This window comes from uncultured Dokdonia sp. (genome assembly GCF_947492535.1).
GTDB lineage: Bacteria > Bacteroidota > Bacteroidia > Flavobacteriales > Flavobacteriaceae > Dokdonia.
In genome coordinates this window covers 122,041-140,472 of record NZ_CANLNH010000010.1, presented here as the reverse complement: position 1 = coordinate 140,472, position 18,432 = coordinate 122,041, and the positions used below count along the sequence as shown (strand labels likewise).

Here is an 18,432-nt window from a genome sequence, read left to right as displayed (position 1 = left end):
AATATAGAATAACGCGAGTCTATTATTCTTTTCAAATGTAAATAGATACTACATTCCCGTTCGTATCGCTTCTACAGGATCTAATCGTGAAGCGCCTATTGCTGGGATAATACCCGCTATTATCCCTATAAAAAAGGTAACTGAAAAGCCTAAGAATATATTGAAAGAGGAGAGGACAAATGTAAAGTCTCCCGCAATTCCTGATGCATTCAATAGCATAGAGATTAGCCATACTAAAAACATTCCTATAAGTCCTCCAAAAATAGATAGCACAATAGACTCAAATAAAAACTGAAATAATATAAAACGGCGTTTTGCACCTAATGCTTTTTGTATCCCGATAAGATTGGTTCGTTCTTTTACACTTACAAACATAATATTTGCAATTCCAAAACCTCCAACAAGTAAGGCAAAACCACCTATTCCCCATCCTATAAGCTTTAAAACACTTATAATCCCATCTATAAAATCAGTAAGTCCTTTAAATTGATTTGCAAAAAAGTTACTTACTTCACTTGTCTTAATTCCTCTTTTAATACGCAATTTCTGGTCTAGTGTTGCTAGATACTCTGCATTATCTACATCTGGTTCTGGAAGCACAATTACTTGAGGAAACGTAGATCTATTATTATCTCCGTATATTTTTCTTGTTAAATTAACAGGAAGAACAACTGCTTCATCTTTTGAATCGCCTAGAGCACTTCCTTCTTTCTTAAGAACTCCTATCACCGTAAGCTTTCGGCTAAATATTTTTATTTTCTTTCCTATTGCATTGCCGTCTTCTCCAAAAAGTTGATTTTTGATCTCATCTCCAATAACGATAACATTAGATCCACTTATAGATTCTGCCTCATTAAAAAATCGTCCTTCTTGAAATTGTAGAGATTCTATATCATAATATTCATGCGTAGTCGCTCCTACTTGAACACTCTCTAATGTTTCATCTTCATATTTTATAGTTTGTGAAGGAACATTAAGTACATAAGATATTGCTTTTGTTTCTGGTAATGTACGTTTAAGATATTGGTAATCTTCATACGTAACTAATGGAAATTGCTCTCTTTTCCACCTAGGAACATCTGTAGGCCCGAAAGAGACATGACACAATATAATTGTACTTTGATCTAACGACGAAAGACTATCTTTAATTTGTCTCTCTAAGGAATCTACAGCAGCTAGCACTCCTATAATTGAAAAAATACCGACGGTAACTCCCATTAGTGAAAGAAATGTTCGGAGCTTATTATTACGCAATGCATCTATGGCAAAACGAAAGCTTTCTTTAAGTACACGTAAGTAAATAAACATCGATATATTTTGGAAAATTTAAAGATATGACGTCTATCTTTAAAATATGTTACAAAAGTGCCAAATTAATATATCCAAACGCCTTTCTATAAACTGTTAAATCGCTATTTTTGCCACGTATCCAAAATCACATAAAATTTCTACAATGAGCGACGTAAAAAAAGCAAGTTCCGCTTTAGTTTCTGTTTTTAGTAAAGAAGGTCTTGCACCCCTAGTTCAAAAGCTTCATGACTTAGGAGTAACTCTATATTCTACGGGAGGTACTCAAAAATTCATTAACGATCTTGGAATCCCTGTAGTTCCTGTTGAAGACATTACATCCTACCCATCTATTTTAGGAGGACGTGTAAAAACTTTACATCCAAAAGTATTTGGAGGTATTCTTAACAGACAAGATCATGAAGGAGACGTTGCAGAGATGAACGAATATGAAATTCCTCAACTAGATATTGTAATTGTAGATTTATATCCTTTTGAAAAAACAGTTGCTTCAGGCGCTTCAGAACAAGATATTATAGAAAAAATAGATATTGGAGGTATTTCTTTAATCCGTGCCGCTGCAAAAAACTTCAAAGACACGCTGTGTGTTTCTTCTGTAGATGATTATGCAGAAGTATTACAAATGGTTACTGATGGAGAAGGAACAACCACTTTAGCAGATCGTAAGCGTTTTGCTGCAAAGTCTTTTGGCGTATCTTCTCACTATGACACAGCCATCTTCAATTATTTCAATGCAGATCACGAGATTCCTGTATTAAAAGTAAGCGAACATAAAGGTCAAACACTTCGTTATGGAGAAAACCCTCACCAACGTGGGTTTTTCTTTGGAGATTTTGATGCTATTTTTGACAAACTTCATGGAAAAGCACTTTCATATAACAATTTACTAGATGTAGATGCTGCTGTTAACTTAATGAATGAATTTACTGGAGAAGCACCAACATTTGCGATCTTAAAGCATAATAACGCATGTGGTTTTGCACAGCGCGATACCATGCATACGGCTTATGTAGATGCATTAGCAGGAGATCCTACAAGTGCATTTGGAGGTGTTCTTATTGCAAATGGCACTATAGATAAAGCTACCGCAGAAGAAATACATAAATTATTTTGTGAAGTAGTTATTGCTCCTTCTTTTGATGATGATGCTCTTGAGATTTTAAAAGGAAAGAAAAACAGAATCATTCTTATTCAGAAAGAAGTAACACTTCCACAAACGATGGTACGTACCTGTCTTAACGGAACATTGGTTCAAGACAGAGATAACCAAACAGATACAGAAGAAAATTTAACACACGCAACACATACTAAACCAACAGATAGTGAGTTAGAAGATTTACTATTTGCTTCAAAAATATGCAAACACACAAAGTCAAATACGATTGTACTTTGTAAAAACAAACAACTTTGTGCAAGTGGAACAGGTCAAACATCAAGAGTAGATGCTTTACGTCAAGCTATTGAAAAAGCAACCTCTTTTAATTTTGACTTAAAAGGAGCGGTAATGGCAAGTGATGCATTTTTCCCATTTCCAGACTGTGTAGAGATTGCTGACAAGGCCGGTATTACTGCTGTGATTCAACCAGGAGGATCTATAAAAGATCAACTTACGATAGATTATTGCAATGATCATAATGTGTCTATGGTGATGACCGGAATACGTCATTTCAAACATTAATTGTTTAAGACGTTATACGCTTTCGCGAAAAGCAATTCAACTAACAAAAATTATGAAAAAAAATAACCTACTACTTATTGCGATTACAGCATTACTTACATTCTCATGCTCCTCAGATGATGACGGAGGAAATGAAAACTCTAATAGTGATCTTACAGGAACGTATACAATAGCATCTATAATTGCATCTGAACAGATAGATATAGATGGAGATGGCATTCTAGAACCTTTAGATGTTACAAATGTCTTTAATTGTAATGGACTCATTATTATTCAAGGAGATACTATGTCTTTCAGAGAATTGCAACCTTTTATTGGAGGAAATACAAGTACTTCACCATTCGAGTGTCTAGTAAGTCCTGATTCTCAAGGAACGTATACATCTAATACTACTGGTTTAATTTTTAACACTGAATCTTCTAATGGAGATCCAAGAACAATAACATTCCAAATCGACAATGAGAATCTAATTTCAGTTGTAGAAATTATTATTACTAATGATGAAAATATAAATGCAACAATAACATATTCAAAATAAATTTTATAGCTTTTTGCGAAAGCGTAAAAAACACAATATTATTTGTACATTTAGAGAATACGACAAACCGATTTAAAATTTAATACCCTATCTCGCCCTATGGGATTTTTTGATTTCCTTACAGAAGACATTGCCATTGACCTTGGTACTGCAAACACACTGATTATTCACAATGATAAAGTTGTCGTGGATAGTCCCTCTATTGTTGCTCGTGATCGTACAACAAAGAAAATTATTGCTGTAGGAAAAGAAGCAGCACAAATGCAAGGAAAAACGCACGAAAACATCAAAACAATTCGCCCGCTTAAAGACGGAGTGATCGCAGATTTTGATGCCAGTGAGCAGATGATCAGTATGTTTATCAAAGAAATTCCTGCACTTAAGAAAAAATTATTCCCACCAGCATTGCGTATGGTAATTTGTATTCCTTCTGGAATTACCGAAGTAGAGATGCGTGCGGTAAAAGAAAGTGCTGAACGTGTAAATGGGAAAGAAGTACATCTAATTCATGAACCCATGGCTGCTGCTATAGGTATTGGTGTAGATATCATGCAACCTAAAGGAAATATGATTGTAGATATTGGAGGAGGTACCACAGAGATTGCTGTAATTGCTCTTGGAGGAATTGTATGTGACAAGTCGGTTAAGATTGCAGGAGATGTATTTACAAATGATATTATCTATTATATGCGTACCCAACATAACCTTTATGTAGGAGAGCGCAGTGCTGAAAAAATTAAAATACAAATAGGAGCTGCCACAGAAGATTTGGAAGTGCCGCCAGAAGAAATGAGTGTTCAAGGACGTGATTTACTTACTGGGAAACCTAAACAGGTACAGATTTCTTTTAGAGAAATTGCAAAGGCGTTAGACAAATCAATTCTTCGTATTGAAGATGCAGTGATGGAAACCTTATCACAAACACCACCAGAACTCGCTGCCGATATTTACAATACTGGGATTTATCTCGCAGGAGGAGGCTCAATGCTTAGAGGCTTAGACAAGCGTCTTTCTCAAAAAACAGATCTTCCTGTATACATTGCAGAAGATCCATTAAGAGCCGTTGTAAGAGGAACCGGAATTTGCCTTAAAAACATTGCAAAATACAAGAGCGTACTCATCAAATAATCCGTCGTTGACCCATGCAGCAGATCATCAATTTTTTGATAAGGAGTAAAAACTTCCTACTGTTTGCTTTTTTATTTTTCATTTCGCTCGTATTTACGATTCAATCACATTCTTACCATAAAAGTAAGTTTATAAATTCGGCAAATTTTCTCTCAGGAGGTGTCTATGAATCATTAAGTAATATTCAAGGGTATTTTCATCTTAAAACCTATAATCAGCAGTTATTAGATGAAAATGCGCGCTTACGCGAAAATGAATCTGTATTACGTACACTTGTAAATCAAAAAGACTCATTAGCAATCTATACTAATGCAGAAAGTCTATTTAAATATATCCCTGCTAAGGTTCTTAAAAACTCCTATTCCAAAACGGACAACATCATCACACTAAAAGCAGGACGCAGAGATAGTATTGCTCCAGAAATGGGAGTCATCACGAGTCAAGGAATTGTTGGTTTTATTGAAAAAACATCTACTAAATACAGTACGGTATTATCTATTTTAAACACCAATTTTAAAACCAATGCAAAATTACGCTCGTCAGAGCATTATGGTACCTTAGAGTGGAATGGGCAAAACCCTAATGTAATGACCGTAATCGACATGCAAGAACAAGCACCTGTAAAGATTGGGGATACTATTGAAACAAGTGGACAATCGGCTATTTTCCCGAAAGGAATTCCTATAGGAACTATTGAAAATCTTGAACTAGATAATAGTAAAAACTTCTATACATTATCTGTCCGATTATTTAATGACATGACAAGCTTAGGCCATGTGTATGTTATTAAAAACAATGATCTAGAAGAAATAAACGCACTAGAAGAAAACAACACTAATGAAGAATAGTGTTCTTGTAAATAGTGTCCGTTTTATATGCTTGATATTAGCACAGGTATTGATATTTAACAATATTGATTTTATGGGATATATTAATCCATATCCATACATGCTATTTATTTTGGTATTCCCTTTTAATGCAAATCGTTCTTTGTATTTATTTATTGCTTTTTTAACAGGTCTTACTATGGACATGTTTGATAATAGTGGGGGTATTCATGCTGCAGCGTGTCTAGTAATTGCCTACTTTAGACCTATCGCTTTACGATTAACGTTTGGGGTGAGTTACGAATACAACGCTATCAAACTGCCTAACGTTTCTTTCTATGAGCGTTTAGTGTATATCTCAAGTCTTGTTTTTGTACATCACCTTGTACTCTTTTCTTTGGAAGTTTTTAACATATCTAATATAATTTATATCCTTAAAAAAACGTTGTTTACAGGTATATTCACCAGTATTTTATGCCTTATGTTTAATATTCTTTTTAGCAGTCGTCGAGAATGAGAAAACTATTACTCCTTTCTATTGTACTTAGTACAGGCCTATTATTTATGGGAAGGCTTTTCTATTTACAGATATACGATACTTCTGCCGTTATAAAATCAGAGAATAATGCTATAAAAGTCGTATATGACTATCCACAACGCGGGCATATTTACGATCGCAATAATCAACTTCTGGTTTCCAATCAGCCATCTTATGATCTTATGGCGATCCCTCAGGATATAAAACCTTTCGATACATTAGGACTCTGTAAGTTATTAGGGATTGAAAAAGAAAAATTACTTAAAGAATTAAATAGAGCTAGAAGAAGAGCATCTTGGTTACCCGCCGTTATTGTCCCTACCATGTCTACTGAAGATTATGCGTATCTAGGAGAACAAATGCATAAGTACGAAGGGTTTTATATACAAAAACGTTCGTTACGGGATTACCAGATAGATTTTGGCGCTAATTTCTTAGGATACATCCAAGAAGTCAACCAAAGCATGATTAAAAAAGATCCTTATTATAAGTCTGGAGATTTGATAGGTCGTCAAGGCGTTGAGCAACAATACGAAAAAGTATTGCGAGGCGTAAAAGGTGTAAAAAGATATCAAAAAGATCGTTTTAATAGAGTGATCGCGCCTTATAAAGAAGGAAAACTAGACACACTACCTGTAGCGGGTCGCAATATCCAATTAACGATAGATGCAGAACTTCAAAAGTATGGAGAAGAGCTTATGGTCAATAAACGAGGAGGTATTGTGGCTTTAGAACCTGCTACTGGAGAAATCCTTGCCTTGGTTGCAGCTCCTAACTATGATCCTGCTTTATTGGTAGGTAGAGAACGCTCTAAGAATTACACACAATTAGATGCAGACAGCATTGCTAAACCCTTATTTGACAGAGTACTGCAAGGAGAATATCCTCCTGGATCTCCATTTAAAGCCTTAACATCTCTTATTGCTTTACAAGAAGGTGTTGTCTCTACCGAAAACAAGGTATATTGTAATGGAGGATATCGATATGGTGGAAAAAAACCATTAGGCTGTCATCACCACAAAAGTCCTGTACAACTTATAGATGGTATTGCATATTCCTGCAATAGTTATTTTGCAAGTGTATATCGAAGTACTATTGATAAATATAACACTCCACAAGAAGGCATTGAAAGTTGGAGGAAGCATTTAGCTAGTTTTGGTCTAGGTAATTTTATGGGTTATGACTTACCAACTGGCAGAAAAGGGCTAATCCCCAATGCCAAAATGTATAATAGGTCATATAATTACCCTACCTATCGTTGGGGAACTACAGCTACCATCTCTAATGCGATAGGTCAGGGAGAAGTTTTAATGACACCTATGCAAATGGTGAATTTTACAGCTGCTATTGCCAATAGAGGGTGGTTTTACAAACCCCATATTATTAAAAATATAAGTGGTGTAGATACGATTCCTTCAAAGTATAAAGAAAAACAAGTTACCACCATTGAACCTAAACATTTTGAACCTGTGATTGAAGGACTTAATAATGTATATAATTATAGTGGGGGGACAGCAAATTTTTTGAAAGTACCGGGCATAGAAATATGTGGTAAGACAGGTACCGCTGAAAATAGTATAAGAATTGACGGCAAGAGAGTAGACTTAACAGATCACTCTGTATTTATTGCTTTTGCACCTAAGGATAACCCTAAAATAGCTATTGCCGTCTTTGTAGAAAATGGGTATTGGGGCGCTCGATTTGGAGGCCGTATTGCTTCTGTGATGATAGAAAAATATCTCAAAGGAGAAGTCACTCGTAAAGATCTTGAAAATTGGGTACTTACACATAGTCTTGAAGAAGAATATCAGAAACCTTTACTTGGAAAGCCATTTCCTATAAATGACGGAAAAAGGATAAGTGCTAAATTCTTGGCAGAAGAAAATCAGGAATTATGAGTACTGGATCACGTAGTGTAGGTAGTTTTGATTGGGCACTTATTTTAATATACTTAGCACTCATTAGCATAGGATGGTTAAGTATTTATTCTGCGTCATACAACCCTGAAATTGAAAATTTCTTTAGTTTAGAAAATCTCCATTTCAAACAACTCATTTGGATCGGACTAGGCTTTATCATTATCACCTTTATTTTATTTCTAGATAGTAAATTCTTTGAACGGTTTTCAAGTTTAATTTATGTTGTCGCCATCTTATCATTGCTTCTGTTATTCCCACTTGGTAAAAACATAAATGGAGCAACCAGCTGGTTTGCTTTCGGATCTTTTACATTACAGCCTAGTGAATTTGCAAAAGTAGCTACAGCACTAGCTCTTGCTAAATACTTAAGTGACATCCAAACCAACATAAAAACATTACGAGATCAATTACGAGCATTTCTTATCATCGCTATTCCAGCACTGGTCATAATACCTCAACCAGATCCTGGAAGTGCCCTTGTGTATGCTGCATTCTTTTTTCCATTATATAGAGAAGGTATCGCAGCAGTATATCTTATTTTAGGGGCTTCTGTAGTTACTTTATTTGTACTCACGCTTTTATTTGGACCGCTATACATTGCATTAGGTGTTGTGGGAATTGCTATATTATTTTTTCTAAAAAACAGAAAAAGGCGTCCCTCTAAAATGTTGTATCTAGGGATCATTTTATCTTGTACGCTATTTTCTTTTTCTGTAAACTATATCTTCGAAAATGTATTCCAACAGCGCCATAGAGATCGTTTTAATATTGTTTTAGGAAAGGAAGTAGATACGCAAAGTATTGGGTATAACACACGCCAAAGTGAGATCGCCATCGGTAATGGAGGCTGGACTGGTCAAGGCTTCTTACAAGGAACACAAACAACAGGTAAATTTGTCCCAGAACAAGACACCGATTATATCTTTAGTGCTGTAGGAGAAGAATGGGGTTTTATGGGAAGCGGTTTAGTCGTTGTGCTTTTTGTTCTTCTCATTTTACGGATTATACAGCTTTCTGAGAAGCAAAAAAATGAGTTTAGTCGTATCTATGGGTATAGTGTTGCGGGTATTCTATTTATTCACTTTGCCGTCAATGTAGGAATGGTGACAGGACTACTCCCTACGATTGGAATACCCCTTCCCTTTTTTAGCTATGGAGGCTCCGGCTTTTGGGGGTTTACTATTTTACTATTTATTTTTATTAAGTTGGATGGTAATCGAGTGAATGAATGGTGACAAAAAGAGTATAGATCGCTTTGCTATTAGATCATAGAACATAGACTTATTCATCATGATTCAATTAAAAAATGGGGTGGTTGTTTTCTAGAATTTGTAGTTTTTCTACACAAATTATAGAAAACTTTCCGTGTATCTCTCCTTTTACTTTACATCTATTAAATTGGATGGTAATCGAGTGAATGAATGGTGACAAAAAGAGTATAGATCGCTTTGCTATTAGATCATAGAACATAGACTTATTCATCATGGTTCAATTAAAAAACGGGGTGGTTGTTTTCTAGAATTTGTAGTTTTTAAAATAAATTAGGTCTCAACTGCGCTCGACCAGACAAATGTGTTGACTTTAATATAATAGTATGTATAACTATTCTATACTATTGGGAATAACGCAACACATTCTTTAATACCCAATAAATACTATGGATTAGTGTATTTATACGCTTTCGCGAAAGCGTATATAGAAACATTATTACCTAAAACTCCACTGTTTATAATCCGAAGAAGCCTCCAAGCTATTTTCTAACGTGTCGTCTAACTCTGGAAAGAAATCAATTCCAGTGCGTTTTTCTATTTCATCTACAGAAGTAACAAAGTTGTACAAAGGAGCATCTGATTGTTTGTGGTCCATTAAAAAAGCAATCATACGTGTGTTCCCTCCTGAACGGTCATAAATGATCTTATAAAAAGAGTTTGGTACTGTCACCTTTTCTGTTCCAATAGAAGTGCTCTTGTCTTTTAAAACGCCACCCGTTACGACAAAAACGCCATCGTATTTTTTTGCCCAATAGCGAACTTTTTGTTCTAATCGATTCCAAACACCTGCATTAAAACTATGCTCTTGTGGTGTAATATTGCTAGTCAGAAAAGTTTCATTATAAGCATCTTTACTAAACTCTCGATCGCCTGCAGGGCATAGATGTCCGCGGTCATATCCAGATTTTTTATAATTACGCCAATGTGCAGATGCCGTTTTTACAGCGGGATCTACTTCAAAATAAGGGCGTTTAAAATCGCTATTAACTACCTGAGATTTCTTAAGCTCATATGCTACCCACTCTGCTTGTTCATCTGTCTCACTATAGCTAAGGGAATAATAATTATGATGAATGACTTGTCCTGTTGTAGAGGTGGGTAAAAAATAGGTATTGGTAGCTTCCTTTTCTTCTGCTCCTGCTTTTACAATAGGTCCGTCTAACTTTTGATTGGCATATTTTTCAAAAGCCAAGTATCCTAACATAAATAGAACAACAAGAAGCGGATAGGTATATTTTCTTTTCATGTATCTGTGATCATTACATCACAGCAAATATCGTTTACCTACTAAACAATCACAATTTATCAAGGAGTTCTTTTGCTTCTTGATATTTATAATTGGATCGATTTTCAAGAATAACTATAAGCATTTCTTTAGTTTTAGACACATCTTCAAATTTGAGATACGTCAATGCCTTATACCATAATGCACGCGAGCGATCAAGACTTTTTGATTGTTCTAAAAGATCAAATTGTGCTATGGCTTTTTGAAGTTCTTGATTTTCTGAATAAATCAAGCCCGTATATACATATACAAGAGGGTCTACATCTTCAGTTTTCGTAATGTATTCTTGAAAGGTTGTTAAAGAAGTGTCTAGATCTCCTTCTTTAAAATCAATACTCGCTTTTGAAAGTAATGAGGTTTGATCTGATCTGCTTGTAAAAGAAGGTAAGTCTGAGGATTGGTAATAATTAGCGTAAAGATCTTCATTTGAATTCCCCGTAAATAACAATCCGAATACTAACGCAATGACAGCAGCACTTGATAAAATATAATACAGTGGGCGGATTTTACTTTTTGGCTTCTCTTCTTGTAGAGTTGCCATATACTCTTCCTTTACGAGTGATAATTTCTTTTTAATAGCTACTGCTTCTTCATCTTTTAAATACGTATCCAATTGCTTTTTATAATCAGAGTCAGAAATCACATCATCATATTCAGTTTCAGAGAGATGATGATTTATAGACGTATATAAAGCGACTTCTTCTCTTAATTCTGGCTGTATTTCCATCTGTAAATCAAATTGTTGCGCATCTTCTGCAGACATAGTGCCACTTATATACGCCTCTATTTTTTTATACACATGTTCTTCCATTACGATTTGAGTTTTGCGTAATTACTATCTTTCATAATCAAATCTCCTAAACGTTTTTTACATTTAAAAATACGCTGAAAAGCTACATTTTCAGAAGCATATTTAAACTTCTTTACAATACGGTCATAAGACACTTTTTTAAAGTAGTCTTTTAGTAAATCCTTGCAATTAGGAGATAATAATTCTAATTTTTCTTCGAAAAGATCCCAGCGTTCTTGTGCTATAATAGCTTCACTATGATTACTTTCTTCACTCTTAAGTGCAATAACCTCTTCATTTCTTACCCATCTTTTTTTAGAATTTAATTCTTTACGCCATAAATTTTTACAAACCGTAAATAAATAAGCTTCAAAAGATGACTTAATTTCTATCTCACTCACCTTTAAACGCACGCTTAATTGATACAAGGCGTTTTGAAAAACTTCGTCTGTATCTTGTTGTGTTCCTTCATTTTTAAGCACAAAATGCCTTACTTTTGGGAACATAGCTATGTAGATTGCTTTAATGATGTCTTCATCACCTGTACGCAATCCTTCAAGAAAATTTACCTTATTATTTTTAACCATAAATTAAAAAAGATGTTTTAGGGATACGATTATGGTTTTTTTTGAAATATAAAACAAAATAACATATTAATCTTAAAGATAATTATGAAAACAAAGAATATTTTCAAAGCGCTATATAAGGTTCTCTAATGATATCACTAATCATTATATAATACTCCGAAAATAAATACTTTCGAAATTCAGAAAGTGAATTTAAGTTTTTTAAAAGGCACCTTATTAGACTATATATTGCTTCAAAAATTAATCCATTCCCATTTTATTTTGAAGTCATAATTTTGCTAATGTGTATATCGATTTTGAATAAGCTTTTGAACAGCTATAATTATTATTCTAAATTATGCTTTCGCGAAAGCGTACGTAGTAAATTCTATTGCTTAACTATATCATTTTTCTCATATGCGCTTCTTCACCTATTAGCTCCTAATAATCAAATCATTAAAAATGCACTTAAAACTTAACACAGTTATATACTATTAGATTTTATCATTGAAACATTACACTTTCATAATATTTTACTACTTTACAACAAAAATTGATATCGAAATGGTCATTCTTATTGACCTTTATTACTGATTTTATCTTTATTAAACATAAAAGCCAACATTAGGTGGGTAAGAAATTATTCATTCTAGAACATAGCTGTATAATAAAACATTTTAAAAACTATGAAACTATTATTTAAAAGACAGTCCCTAGCATATATTTTATGCTTTACTCTCACACTATTATTGTTTAGCTGTAGTACTTCTAATGATGAATTGGATGAAACTCAAAGTATCGAAAGTCAATTAGAATTTAAAAGTGTATCTCATGAAGAATTAAACGCACTCATTCAGATACAAAAGCAAGATGAGGTACAATCACAATCAAGAAATGGCTTCTTTTCAAGAAGAGGAGATTGTGAACAAGAAAATTTTCAAATTTTTTGGATTGGAGATGCTGAACTAAATGGAATTAATGATCCTATTATCGTTTTAGAAGTACGATCACGTGTTAGACTCGCATTTCAACAAAGCCATGCACTCATAACTTCTATAGGGGCGTTTCCTGAGACAAACACAGAGTTATGGATTTTTAATCATGCAAATAATAACGATGATAGAAGTGGTTGTAAAGGAGACTCAGTACGAGCTGCTGTTGATACTAACCCTAGTACTGCAAATGAAGAAGATCAAGATTAAAAATAAATCATTTTCAAAAAGTTGAAATACATACTCTTATTTTTTTTTTCATTAAGTTCTTTCATTAGTTTCTCTCAAATTAGTGTCTATAATGATATAAAAAAACTAAGTGTTTCAGATGCCGAAAAAGCTAGAAAAATAGACTCATTATTACAGCAAGGAATCCTTAAAAAAGATTCGGCAAATGTTGAAGCTGTAAGCTACAGATACACAAACTGGCATCATAAAAGAGGTAGAACTGCTGAAGCTATAGCAGTACTACCTCTTTCTATAAAATACCACACTCCTTCTAGTAGAATAAACCTATCTGCAAAATGGCGAAAATTAGGAAGCTTACATTTCGCTATTAATAATTATGAAGAAAGTGTTCATTATAATAAAAAGGCGATAGAAGTTGCTCCTGAAGATGCTAGAATATATCGAGCATATCAAACTATAGGATTTAGCCATTATCATTTAAGTGATTTTGAAACGGCAATACTCAACTTTGAGATTGCTGCAAATATTTTAAAAAAAAGAAAAGATTATACCAACCTACTTCAAAATTATATAAAGGCATCTAATGCTTATGTGAAAAAAAACACGATAAGAGCTCAAGAAAAAAATCTAAAAAACTTATTATTTGCAGATAGCATTAGCAAACATATTCCCATAGATATTGCAACAAAAATAGATATACAAAGAGTTTTAGGCATCTATTACTCAGAATATAGTATTCGAGATACTCTAAAAGGTAGAATACACATTAACAAAGCATTACAACTTGCAAAAAAAGAAAATGACTCCAACAAAGTAGCAAATATCTATAATGATTTTGCTATTCTTTATGATGTAGCCAACCCCAAGAAATCTATAAACTACCTTGAAGAAGGATTGAAATACCTCACTAATAGAAATAAAGACACCAAATCTTTTATTTACGCAAATCTAGGGCTAAACAATACTCATCTAGGAAACCATGACATAGCTATAGATCAACTATATACTTCTTTAAAATACTTAACAGGCTATCGATTTGACCAACTATCACTAGATGAAAAAAAAGAACGTATAAAAGAACACCTTAACGATGGAAATTTATGGTCTATTTTAAGTCGCATCGCGCAAACTTATCATTTAAAAAGTGAAACCACTCAAAACAAGACATTACTTGACAGTGCACTAACCTATTATAAACTCACAGATTATACATTTGATTTATACCAATCTCAAAACAAACTTACTTCTTCAAAGTTTATCTGGCGTAAAGAAGCTGCAGAAGTCTATACAAGAGCGCTTAGAGCCTGTCTAGCTGCTAATGATATAGAAACGGGATTAAACTTTATGGAAAAAAATAAATCCCTATTATTATCTGAAGAAATTCATCGTATCAAGCGTGCTCAAAAATTAAATGTCCCAGAGCAACTCATTCTTACAGAACGAACATTACAAAATAAAATTAAAAGTTTACAAAGAGATGGAACCAATGATATTTCACTCCTTAAAGAAACGATAGACTCCTTAGAAAAAGTTCGAAAAAAAATAAACCTATCATCTGACAATACTATTTCATATACATTAAGTAGTCTCTCTATTGCTGAAATCCAACAACAAATAGATCCTTCTCACGCTCTTTTAGAGTATCATATCGCTAGTGATGATGGGTTTGGTATTTACCCTAATACAAATACTGGATATGGTATTGTGATTACAAAAAAGGAAGCTGTTTTCTTTCCTATAGAAAAACTTCAAGATTTTGCTTTAAAAGTAGAAAAATTGCTTTTAAAAAACACCATTCCTTTTAAAACTGAGAAGGATATTAAAACGTATCAACAATTGTCTTATGAGGTGTATAAAACATTATTTCCGCCTTCTGTAAGATCTCTCATAGAGTCTAAAGAGCTTACGATCATACCTGACGATTATTTGAGTAAAATTCCTTTTGAAAGCCTTATAGTATCTCCAAACACTTCTGAGAATGACTACCTCATATATCATCATAAAATAGGGTATAAATACAATTACGCATTTCATGAGATTAATAGAAATAATATCCTAAATACCAACACTACTTTTTCTGCATTTGCTCCAGTAGAGTTTACCAATCTCAATTTACCAAAGCTTACAGAAAGTAGTAAAGAAACAGCATCATTAGACTCCTATTTTAATGGGCATATATTTTCTAAACAGGAAGCTTCTCAAGAAGCTTTCTTTAATGAATTAGGAAAATCAAACCTGATTCATCTAGCTACACATGCAGATGCCAATGATTCTATTGCTCCTTGGATTGCTTTTAGCGATGGTAAACTTTTTCTAGACGACATTAGTTTACGTCAAAACAATGCTTCTCTTGTCATGCTAAGTGCATGTAATTCTAATGCAGGAGAAATGGTCGTTGGAGAAGGGACCATGAGTCTTGCTAGAGGCTTTTTTTATGGAGGCGCACAAAGTACTATTTCTTCGTTATGGAATGTAGACGATAAGTCTACACAATATATTGTAGACGCCTTTTATAAAAATTTACAAGAGGGTGCCTCTAAATCTTCTTCTTTACATCAAGCAAAACTCGATTACTTAAAAAACCACACTGGATCTGAAGTAGCACCTTATTATTGGGCTTCATTAGTTTTAATTGGAGACACGGACCCCTTACCACAAAAAGATTGGTTTTGGTATTATATCATTGTAGGTAGTCTTATTATAGTATTGCTTCTTTTGCTTTCGCGAAAGCGTAAAAAACAACCATTGCATTAAAAGTTAAAAAGGATAGGCAATTAAAACCTACCCTTTCCTAACATACTATAACAAACAATTATCCAATTGTAAAGCCACCTGCTCTACATTCGTAGGTTCCTGGTGTAGCATTTGTATCTGCACAAGCCGCACAACTTGTGCCTGGAGCTGTACATACGTTTAAACACGCTTGCAATGAATTATAATCACAAGTAGAACCAATAGGTACACCTCCGATAGTAAAGACTCCACCTTTAATACTTTTTTGCTCTGTTTTATTTAATTGTTGAGCTCCTTCTAGATTTAAAATGTTTTTTAACATAATTGTAAAATTTAATAATTAACAATGCCATGAACACTTAAAGACACTCACAGCCTATGTCTTCCTTTATGAATTCTATGCTTAAATCTCGTTCATAGCAATTTAAACCAATCAGAATGTACAGGGTATTCGTTTTGTACTATTAGTGATTAAAATGATCTGACACACAGTCATTAAACTATATACTCTTAATTTTAGTAGACATATAACTTGTAAAAAGTACTCGCCTACTTCCTTTTTAAGATTTATAAGAAGAATTCTGAATTACCTAAATATGATGTTAGTATTTATTTCTATCGTAACGCAAGAAGCGTAAGTATCATAATAGAAACATTTGCTACATATATAAAAGACAACATGTTTTAATAAAGAGTAAGCAAGTCTAAACCCGCTTACTCCATTACTATATCATGAATAATGACATGTTTTTAGCAGTCAGTAAGACATCTACACTGATATGCATCCCATACAGCCCCTACAGGACAAATTGGTGGTTTATTACATTCTCTGCTTGCTCCTCCGTTAATTGTTTTTTGCGCTTCTTTTTTTAATTCTAAAGTTCCCGTTAATTCTAAAATGTTTTTTAACATAATTGTAAAATTTAATAATTAATTTTACCGTGAACATTTTGAGACACTCACAGTTTGTGTCTATCCTTGCAAGAATGTTTAAAGAGTCTAGTTACCGCTAGGCTCTTTTATTTTCATAAAACTTCTACACTTTGTTTTATTTTTAAATTTGATGACTCTTTTATCTCCTCAACAAAAAGCAAGAGATCTTCATATTCATAATATTTTTTAGGAAACTTTTGATTTCCAATTAATGTTTCTGGTGTATAATGAATATTATTTTGAATTGCTAGATCACGATGCATTTCTAGGATACGATCATCCATCAAAAGCATTGAGTTTCCATATCCATAAATTTCTTGCCAGCGTTGCACATCTCTATCTAAGAACCAATCCTTTAATGCTTCAAAACCTTTTCTTGAGTCTTTATGATAGATTTCTAGGACTTGTTTTGCAATTTCTGTAGATGGATTTTCAGGATCATTTGGGGTATTAAAAATCAATTGTATTCCTACATCTTTTGGGAATTGCGTTAATAATCTATCGTATAATTCAAATGCAGCAACACAATACCCACATAATGGATTGCTATATGCGGTTATTTGTATAGGAGCCTCTCTATTTCCAAAATACAGTTGTGCTTTTTTAGGAAGGGTCTGCATATTTGTAATGGCATCCTCTTGAAGTGCTGCTGTAAAGAAGGTTTTGTTTCTTTTAAAAGAGAAATAATTTTTCTTTGTTATAAGCAATTCTTTATTCTTTACTATTATAGGTTTTATGTATGCCCATAAAAAGGTCAGCATCATATTTAAAACAAGTAGTTTAAAAGCATAAGACAAAGAAAAATCCCAACCTGAAAACATTCTTAATAATGTTCCAAATTGGGATATTAATACTACAGAAGTCAACAAACATAAACCGCACCACTGCTTTATGCGTGCCTTCTGAAGATATATAGAGTACACTACTATAGGCAATGATCCTATGGATATTGCTAATAAAATACTCGTGTGAACCCCTAAAAAAACTATTGTAAAAAATAAACTTGAAAAGTAGATTAGTGAAGCGTCTCCCAAACCAAACGCTTTGTTGACTCTTCCTTCTTTTGATGTAATAACAGTCCTGCAACTATCTATTTTTGATGATAATGCATTACACACTTTTGATGTAATAGCATCTTTAACACCTATACTTTCTTTACTAATCAAATAGCTTACAAAACCTCCTACTAGGGTAAGAAAAACATATATGATATATGTTATTGATGGTATGAATAGCAAAGCAGTTACAACAGCAAATACGAATGTACTTACCAGTGCTATTGGCGTAAAATCAGGCAATTTAAATACGGATACTGTTGTTTTCTCTTCTTGCTCTATTGCTATGATAGTCCCTGTCCATTGAGAAGAGAATTCTTGAATTGAAAGCTGCTGCTTTTTATTCTGGATAGTTCTTATTTGAACTCTTTTTTGTAATTGCTTTACTAATACTAATTCTGTCTCTCCTTCTTTTTCAACAAGCGCTAAAAATAATTTTGGAAGTTGTGACAATGCATCTTTTGGAACATTCGCTGCAATATTTTCAATTTCAAAATAATCTAATGTATCTGTAATCGCTCTAATACTTGGAAAATCAGCATGAGATAGTAACTGAAGATAGATATCTTCTTTTGAGAATGAAGTGATTTGTGATATTGTTAAAAGCCGAAAAACTAATTCGTCCATACTTAGATGCATTTTGTAAACACCTATATGTTCCAGACAACAATATTTCTTACCC

General features: G+C 33.4%; 16 protein-coding genes. 9 read left to right on the top strand and 7 right to left on the bottom strand.

Features of this window, described 5'->3' with window-relative positions; all coding sequences use genetic code 11:
* Positions 1–48: 48 nt before the first annotated feature.
* Positions 49–1,308 carry an ABC transporter permease gene (locus tag Q1A60_RS14360; protein WP_299767110.1) on the bottom strand — a complete coding sequence of 420 codons (1,260 nt, stop codon included), beginning with the start codon at positions 1,306–1,308 and terminating at the stop codon, positions 49–51.
* Between the two features lie 145 nt (positions 1,309–1,453).
* Between Q1A60_RS14360 and purH the strand changes: the two genes are divergently transcribed.
* From purH to rodA, 7 genes are all read left to right on the top strand, one after another.
* A complete protein-coding gene (gene purH / locus Q1A60_RS14355) occupies positions 1,454–2,986 on the top strand; it encodes a bifunctional phosphoribosylaminoimidazolecarboxamide formyltransferase/IMP cyclohydrolase (RefSeq protein ID WP_299767109.1) in 1,533 nt (510 codons plus the stop codon).
* 52 nt (positions 2,987–3,038) lie between these two features.
* A complete protein-coding gene (locus Q1A60_RS14350; protein ID WP_299767108.1) occupies positions 3,039–3,524 on the top strand; it encodes a hypothetical protein in 486 nt (161 codons plus the stop codon).
* Positions 3,525–3,623: 99 nt separating this feature from the next.
* Positions 3,624–4,652, top strand: a complete 1,029-nt coding sequence (locus tag Q1A60_RS14345) for a rod shape-determining protein (RefSeq protein ID WP_299685030.1) — start codon at positions 3,624–3,626, stop codon at positions 4,650–4,652.
* A 14-nt stretch (positions 4,653–4,666) separates the two neighbouring features.
* The gene (gene mreC, locus Q1A60_RS14340) at positions 4,667–5,500 is read left to right on the top strand and encodes a rod shape-determining protein MreC (RefSeq protein ID WP_299767107.1); all 834 of its coding nucleotides are present in this window, start codon (positions 4,667–4,669) and stop codon (positions 5,498–5,500) included.
* On the top strand, positions 5,490–5,996 hold the full coding sequence (locus tag Q1A60_RS14335) for a rod shape-determining protein MreD (protein WP_299767106.1): 507 nt from the start codon (positions 5,490–5,492) through the stop codon (positions 5,994–5,996). The genes mreC and Q1A60_RS14335 overlap by 11 nt, the downstream gene beginning before the upstream one ends.
* Positions 5,993–7,915, top strand: a complete 1,923-nt coding sequence (gene mrdA / locus Q1A60_RS14330) for a penicillin-binding protein 2 (RefSeq protein WP_299767105.1) — start codon at positions 5,993–5,995, stop codon at positions 7,913–7,915. Before Q1A60_RS14335 ends, mrdA begins: the two co-directional genes overlap by 4 nt.
* Entirely contained in the window at positions 7,912–9,171 is a 1,260-nt protein-coding gene (gene rodA / locus Q1A60_RS14325) for a rod shape-determining protein RodA (protein ID WP_299767104.1), read from the top strand. The genes mrdA and rodA overlap by 4 nt, the downstream gene beginning before the upstream one ends.
* Positions 9,172–9,643: 472 nt before the next feature.
* Here the strand turns inward: rodA and Q1A60_RS14320 are convergent, their stop codons facing one another.
* From Q1A60_RS14320 to Q1A60_RS14310, 3 genes are read right to left on the bottom strand one after another with little or no spacing between them, the layout of a single operon-like run.
* Positions 9,644–10,453: a DNA/RNA non-specific endonuclease gene (locus Q1A60_RS14320; RefSeq protein WP_299767103.1), complete on the bottom strand. Its 810-nt coding sequence runs from the start codon at positions 10,451–10,453 to the stop codon at positions 9,644–9,646.
* A 49-nt stretch (positions 10,454–10,502) separates the two neighbouring features.
* Entirely contained in the window at positions 10,503–11,303 is an 801-nt protein-coding gene (locus Q1A60_RS14315) for a hypothetical protein (protein WP_299767102.1), read from the bottom strand.
* Positions 11,303–11,869, bottom strand: coding sequence for a sigma-70 family RNA polymerase sigma factor (locus Q1A60_RS14310; protein WP_299767101.1), 567 nt, complete (start codon positions 11,867–11,869; stop codon positions 11,303–11,305). Before Q1A60_RS14310 ends, Q1A60_RS14315 begins: the two co-directional genes overlap by 1 nt.
* Before the next feature lie 665 nt (positions 11,870–12,534).
* On the opposite strand from Q1A60_RS14310, the gene Q1A60_RS14305 reads away from it, so the two are divergent.
* Both Q1A60_RS14305 and Q1A60_RS14300 read left to right on the top strand, forming a co-directional pair.
* The gene (locus Q1A60_RS14305; protein WP_299767100.1) at positions 12,535–13,050 is read left to right on the top strand and encodes a hypothetical protein; all 516 of its coding nucleotides are present in this window, start codon (positions 12,535–12,537) and stop codon (positions 13,048–13,050) included.
* A gap of 21 nt (positions 13,051–13,071) precedes the next feature.
* Positions 13,072–15,783, top strand: coding sequence for a CHAT domain-containing tetratricopeptide repeat protein (locus Q1A60_RS14300; RefSeq protein WP_299767099.1), 2,712 nt, complete (start codon positions 13,072–13,074; stop codon positions 15,781–15,783).
* Positions 15,784–15,841: 58 nt separating this feature from the next.
* Here the strand turns inward: Q1A60_RS14300 and Q1A60_RS14295 are convergent, their stop codons facing one another.
* The 3 genes from Q1A60_RS14295 to Q1A60_RS14285 all read right to left on the bottom strand — a co-directional run bounded on the left by Q1A60_RS14295 (position 15,842) and on the right by Q1A60_RS14285 (position 18,377).
* Entirely contained in the window at positions 15,842–16,084 is a 243-nt protein-coding gene (locus Q1A60_RS14295; protein WP_299767098.1) for a hypothetical protein, read from the bottom strand.
* A gap of 428 nt (positions 16,085–16,512) precedes the next feature.
* Positions 16,513–16,674 (bottom strand): hypothetical protein, encoded by a 162-nt coding sequence (locus Q1A60_RS14290; RefSeq protein WP_299767097.1) that lies wholly within the window; start codon positions 16,672–16,674, stop codon positions 16,513–16,515.
* A gap of 113 nt (positions 16,675–16,787) precedes the next feature.
* A complete protein-coding gene (locus tag Q1A60_RS14285) occupies positions 16,788–18,377 on the bottom strand; it encodes a vitamin K epoxide reductase family protein (protein WP_299767096.1) in 1,590 nt (529 codons plus the stop codon).
* Positions 18,378–18,432 lie beyond the last annotated feature (55 nt).

Bases quoted from the DNA above. Each gene is read 5' to 3' on its own strand.
- purH (WP_299767109.1), top strand. From the start codon at position 1,454: ATGAGCGACGTAAAAAAAGCAAGTTCCGCTTTAGTTTCTGTTTTTAGT.
- mrdA (WP_299767105.1), top strand. From the start codon at position 5,993: ATGAGAAAACTATTACTCCTTTCTATTGTACTTAGTACAGGCCTATTA.
- Q1A60_RS14335 (WP_299767106.1), top strand. From the start codon at position 5,490: ATGAAGAATAGTGTTCTTGTAAATAGTGTCCGTTTTATATGCTTGATA.
- Q1A60_RS14290 (WP_299767097.1), bottom strand. From the start codon at position 16,674: ATGTTAAAAAACATTTTAGAATTAACGGGAACTTTAGAATTAAAAAAA.
- mreC (WP_299767107.1), top strand. From the start codon at position 4,667: ATGCAGCAGATCATCAATTTTTTGATAAGGAGTAAAAACTTCCTACTG.
- Q1A60_RS14350 (WP_299767108.1), top strand. From the start codon at position 3,039: ATGAAAAAAAATAACCTACTACTTATTGCGATTACAGCATTACTTACA.
- Q1A60_RS14295 (WP_299767098.1), bottom strand. From the start codon at position 16,084: ATGTTAAAAAACATTTTAAATCTAGAAGGAGCTCAACAATTAAATAAA.
- Q1A60_RS14360 (WP_299767110.1), bottom strand. From the start codon at position 1,308: ATGTTTATTTACTTACGTGTACTTAAAGAAAGCTTTCGTTTTGCCATA.
- Q1A60_RS14320 (WP_299767103.1), bottom strand. From the start codon at position 10,453: ATGAAAAGAAAATATACCTATCCGCTTCTTGTTGTTCTATTTATGTTA.
- Q1A60_RS14310 (WP_299767101.1), bottom strand. From the start codon at position 11,869: ATGGTTAAAAATAATAAGGTAAATTTTCTTGAAGGATTGCGTACAGGT.
- Q1A60_RS14345 (WP_299685030.1), top strand. From the start codon at position 3,624: ATGGGATTTTTTGATTTCCTTACAGAAGACATTGCCATTGACCTTGGT.
- Q1A60_RS14315 (WP_299767102.1), bottom strand. From the start codon at position 11,303: ATGGAAGAACATGTGTATAAAAAAATAGAGGCGTATATAAGTGGCACT.
- Q1A60_RS14305 (WP_299767100.1), top strand. From the start codon at position 12,535: ATGAAACTATTATTTAAAAGACAGTCCCTAGCATATATTTTATGCTTT.
- rodA (WP_299767104.1), top strand. From the start codon at position 7,912: ATGAGTACTGGATCACGTAGTGTAGGTAGTTTTGATTGGGCACTTATT.
- Q1A60_RS14285 (WP_299767096.1), bottom strand. From the start codon at position 18,377: ATGGACGAATTAGTTTTTCGGCTTTTAACAATATCACAAATCACTTCA.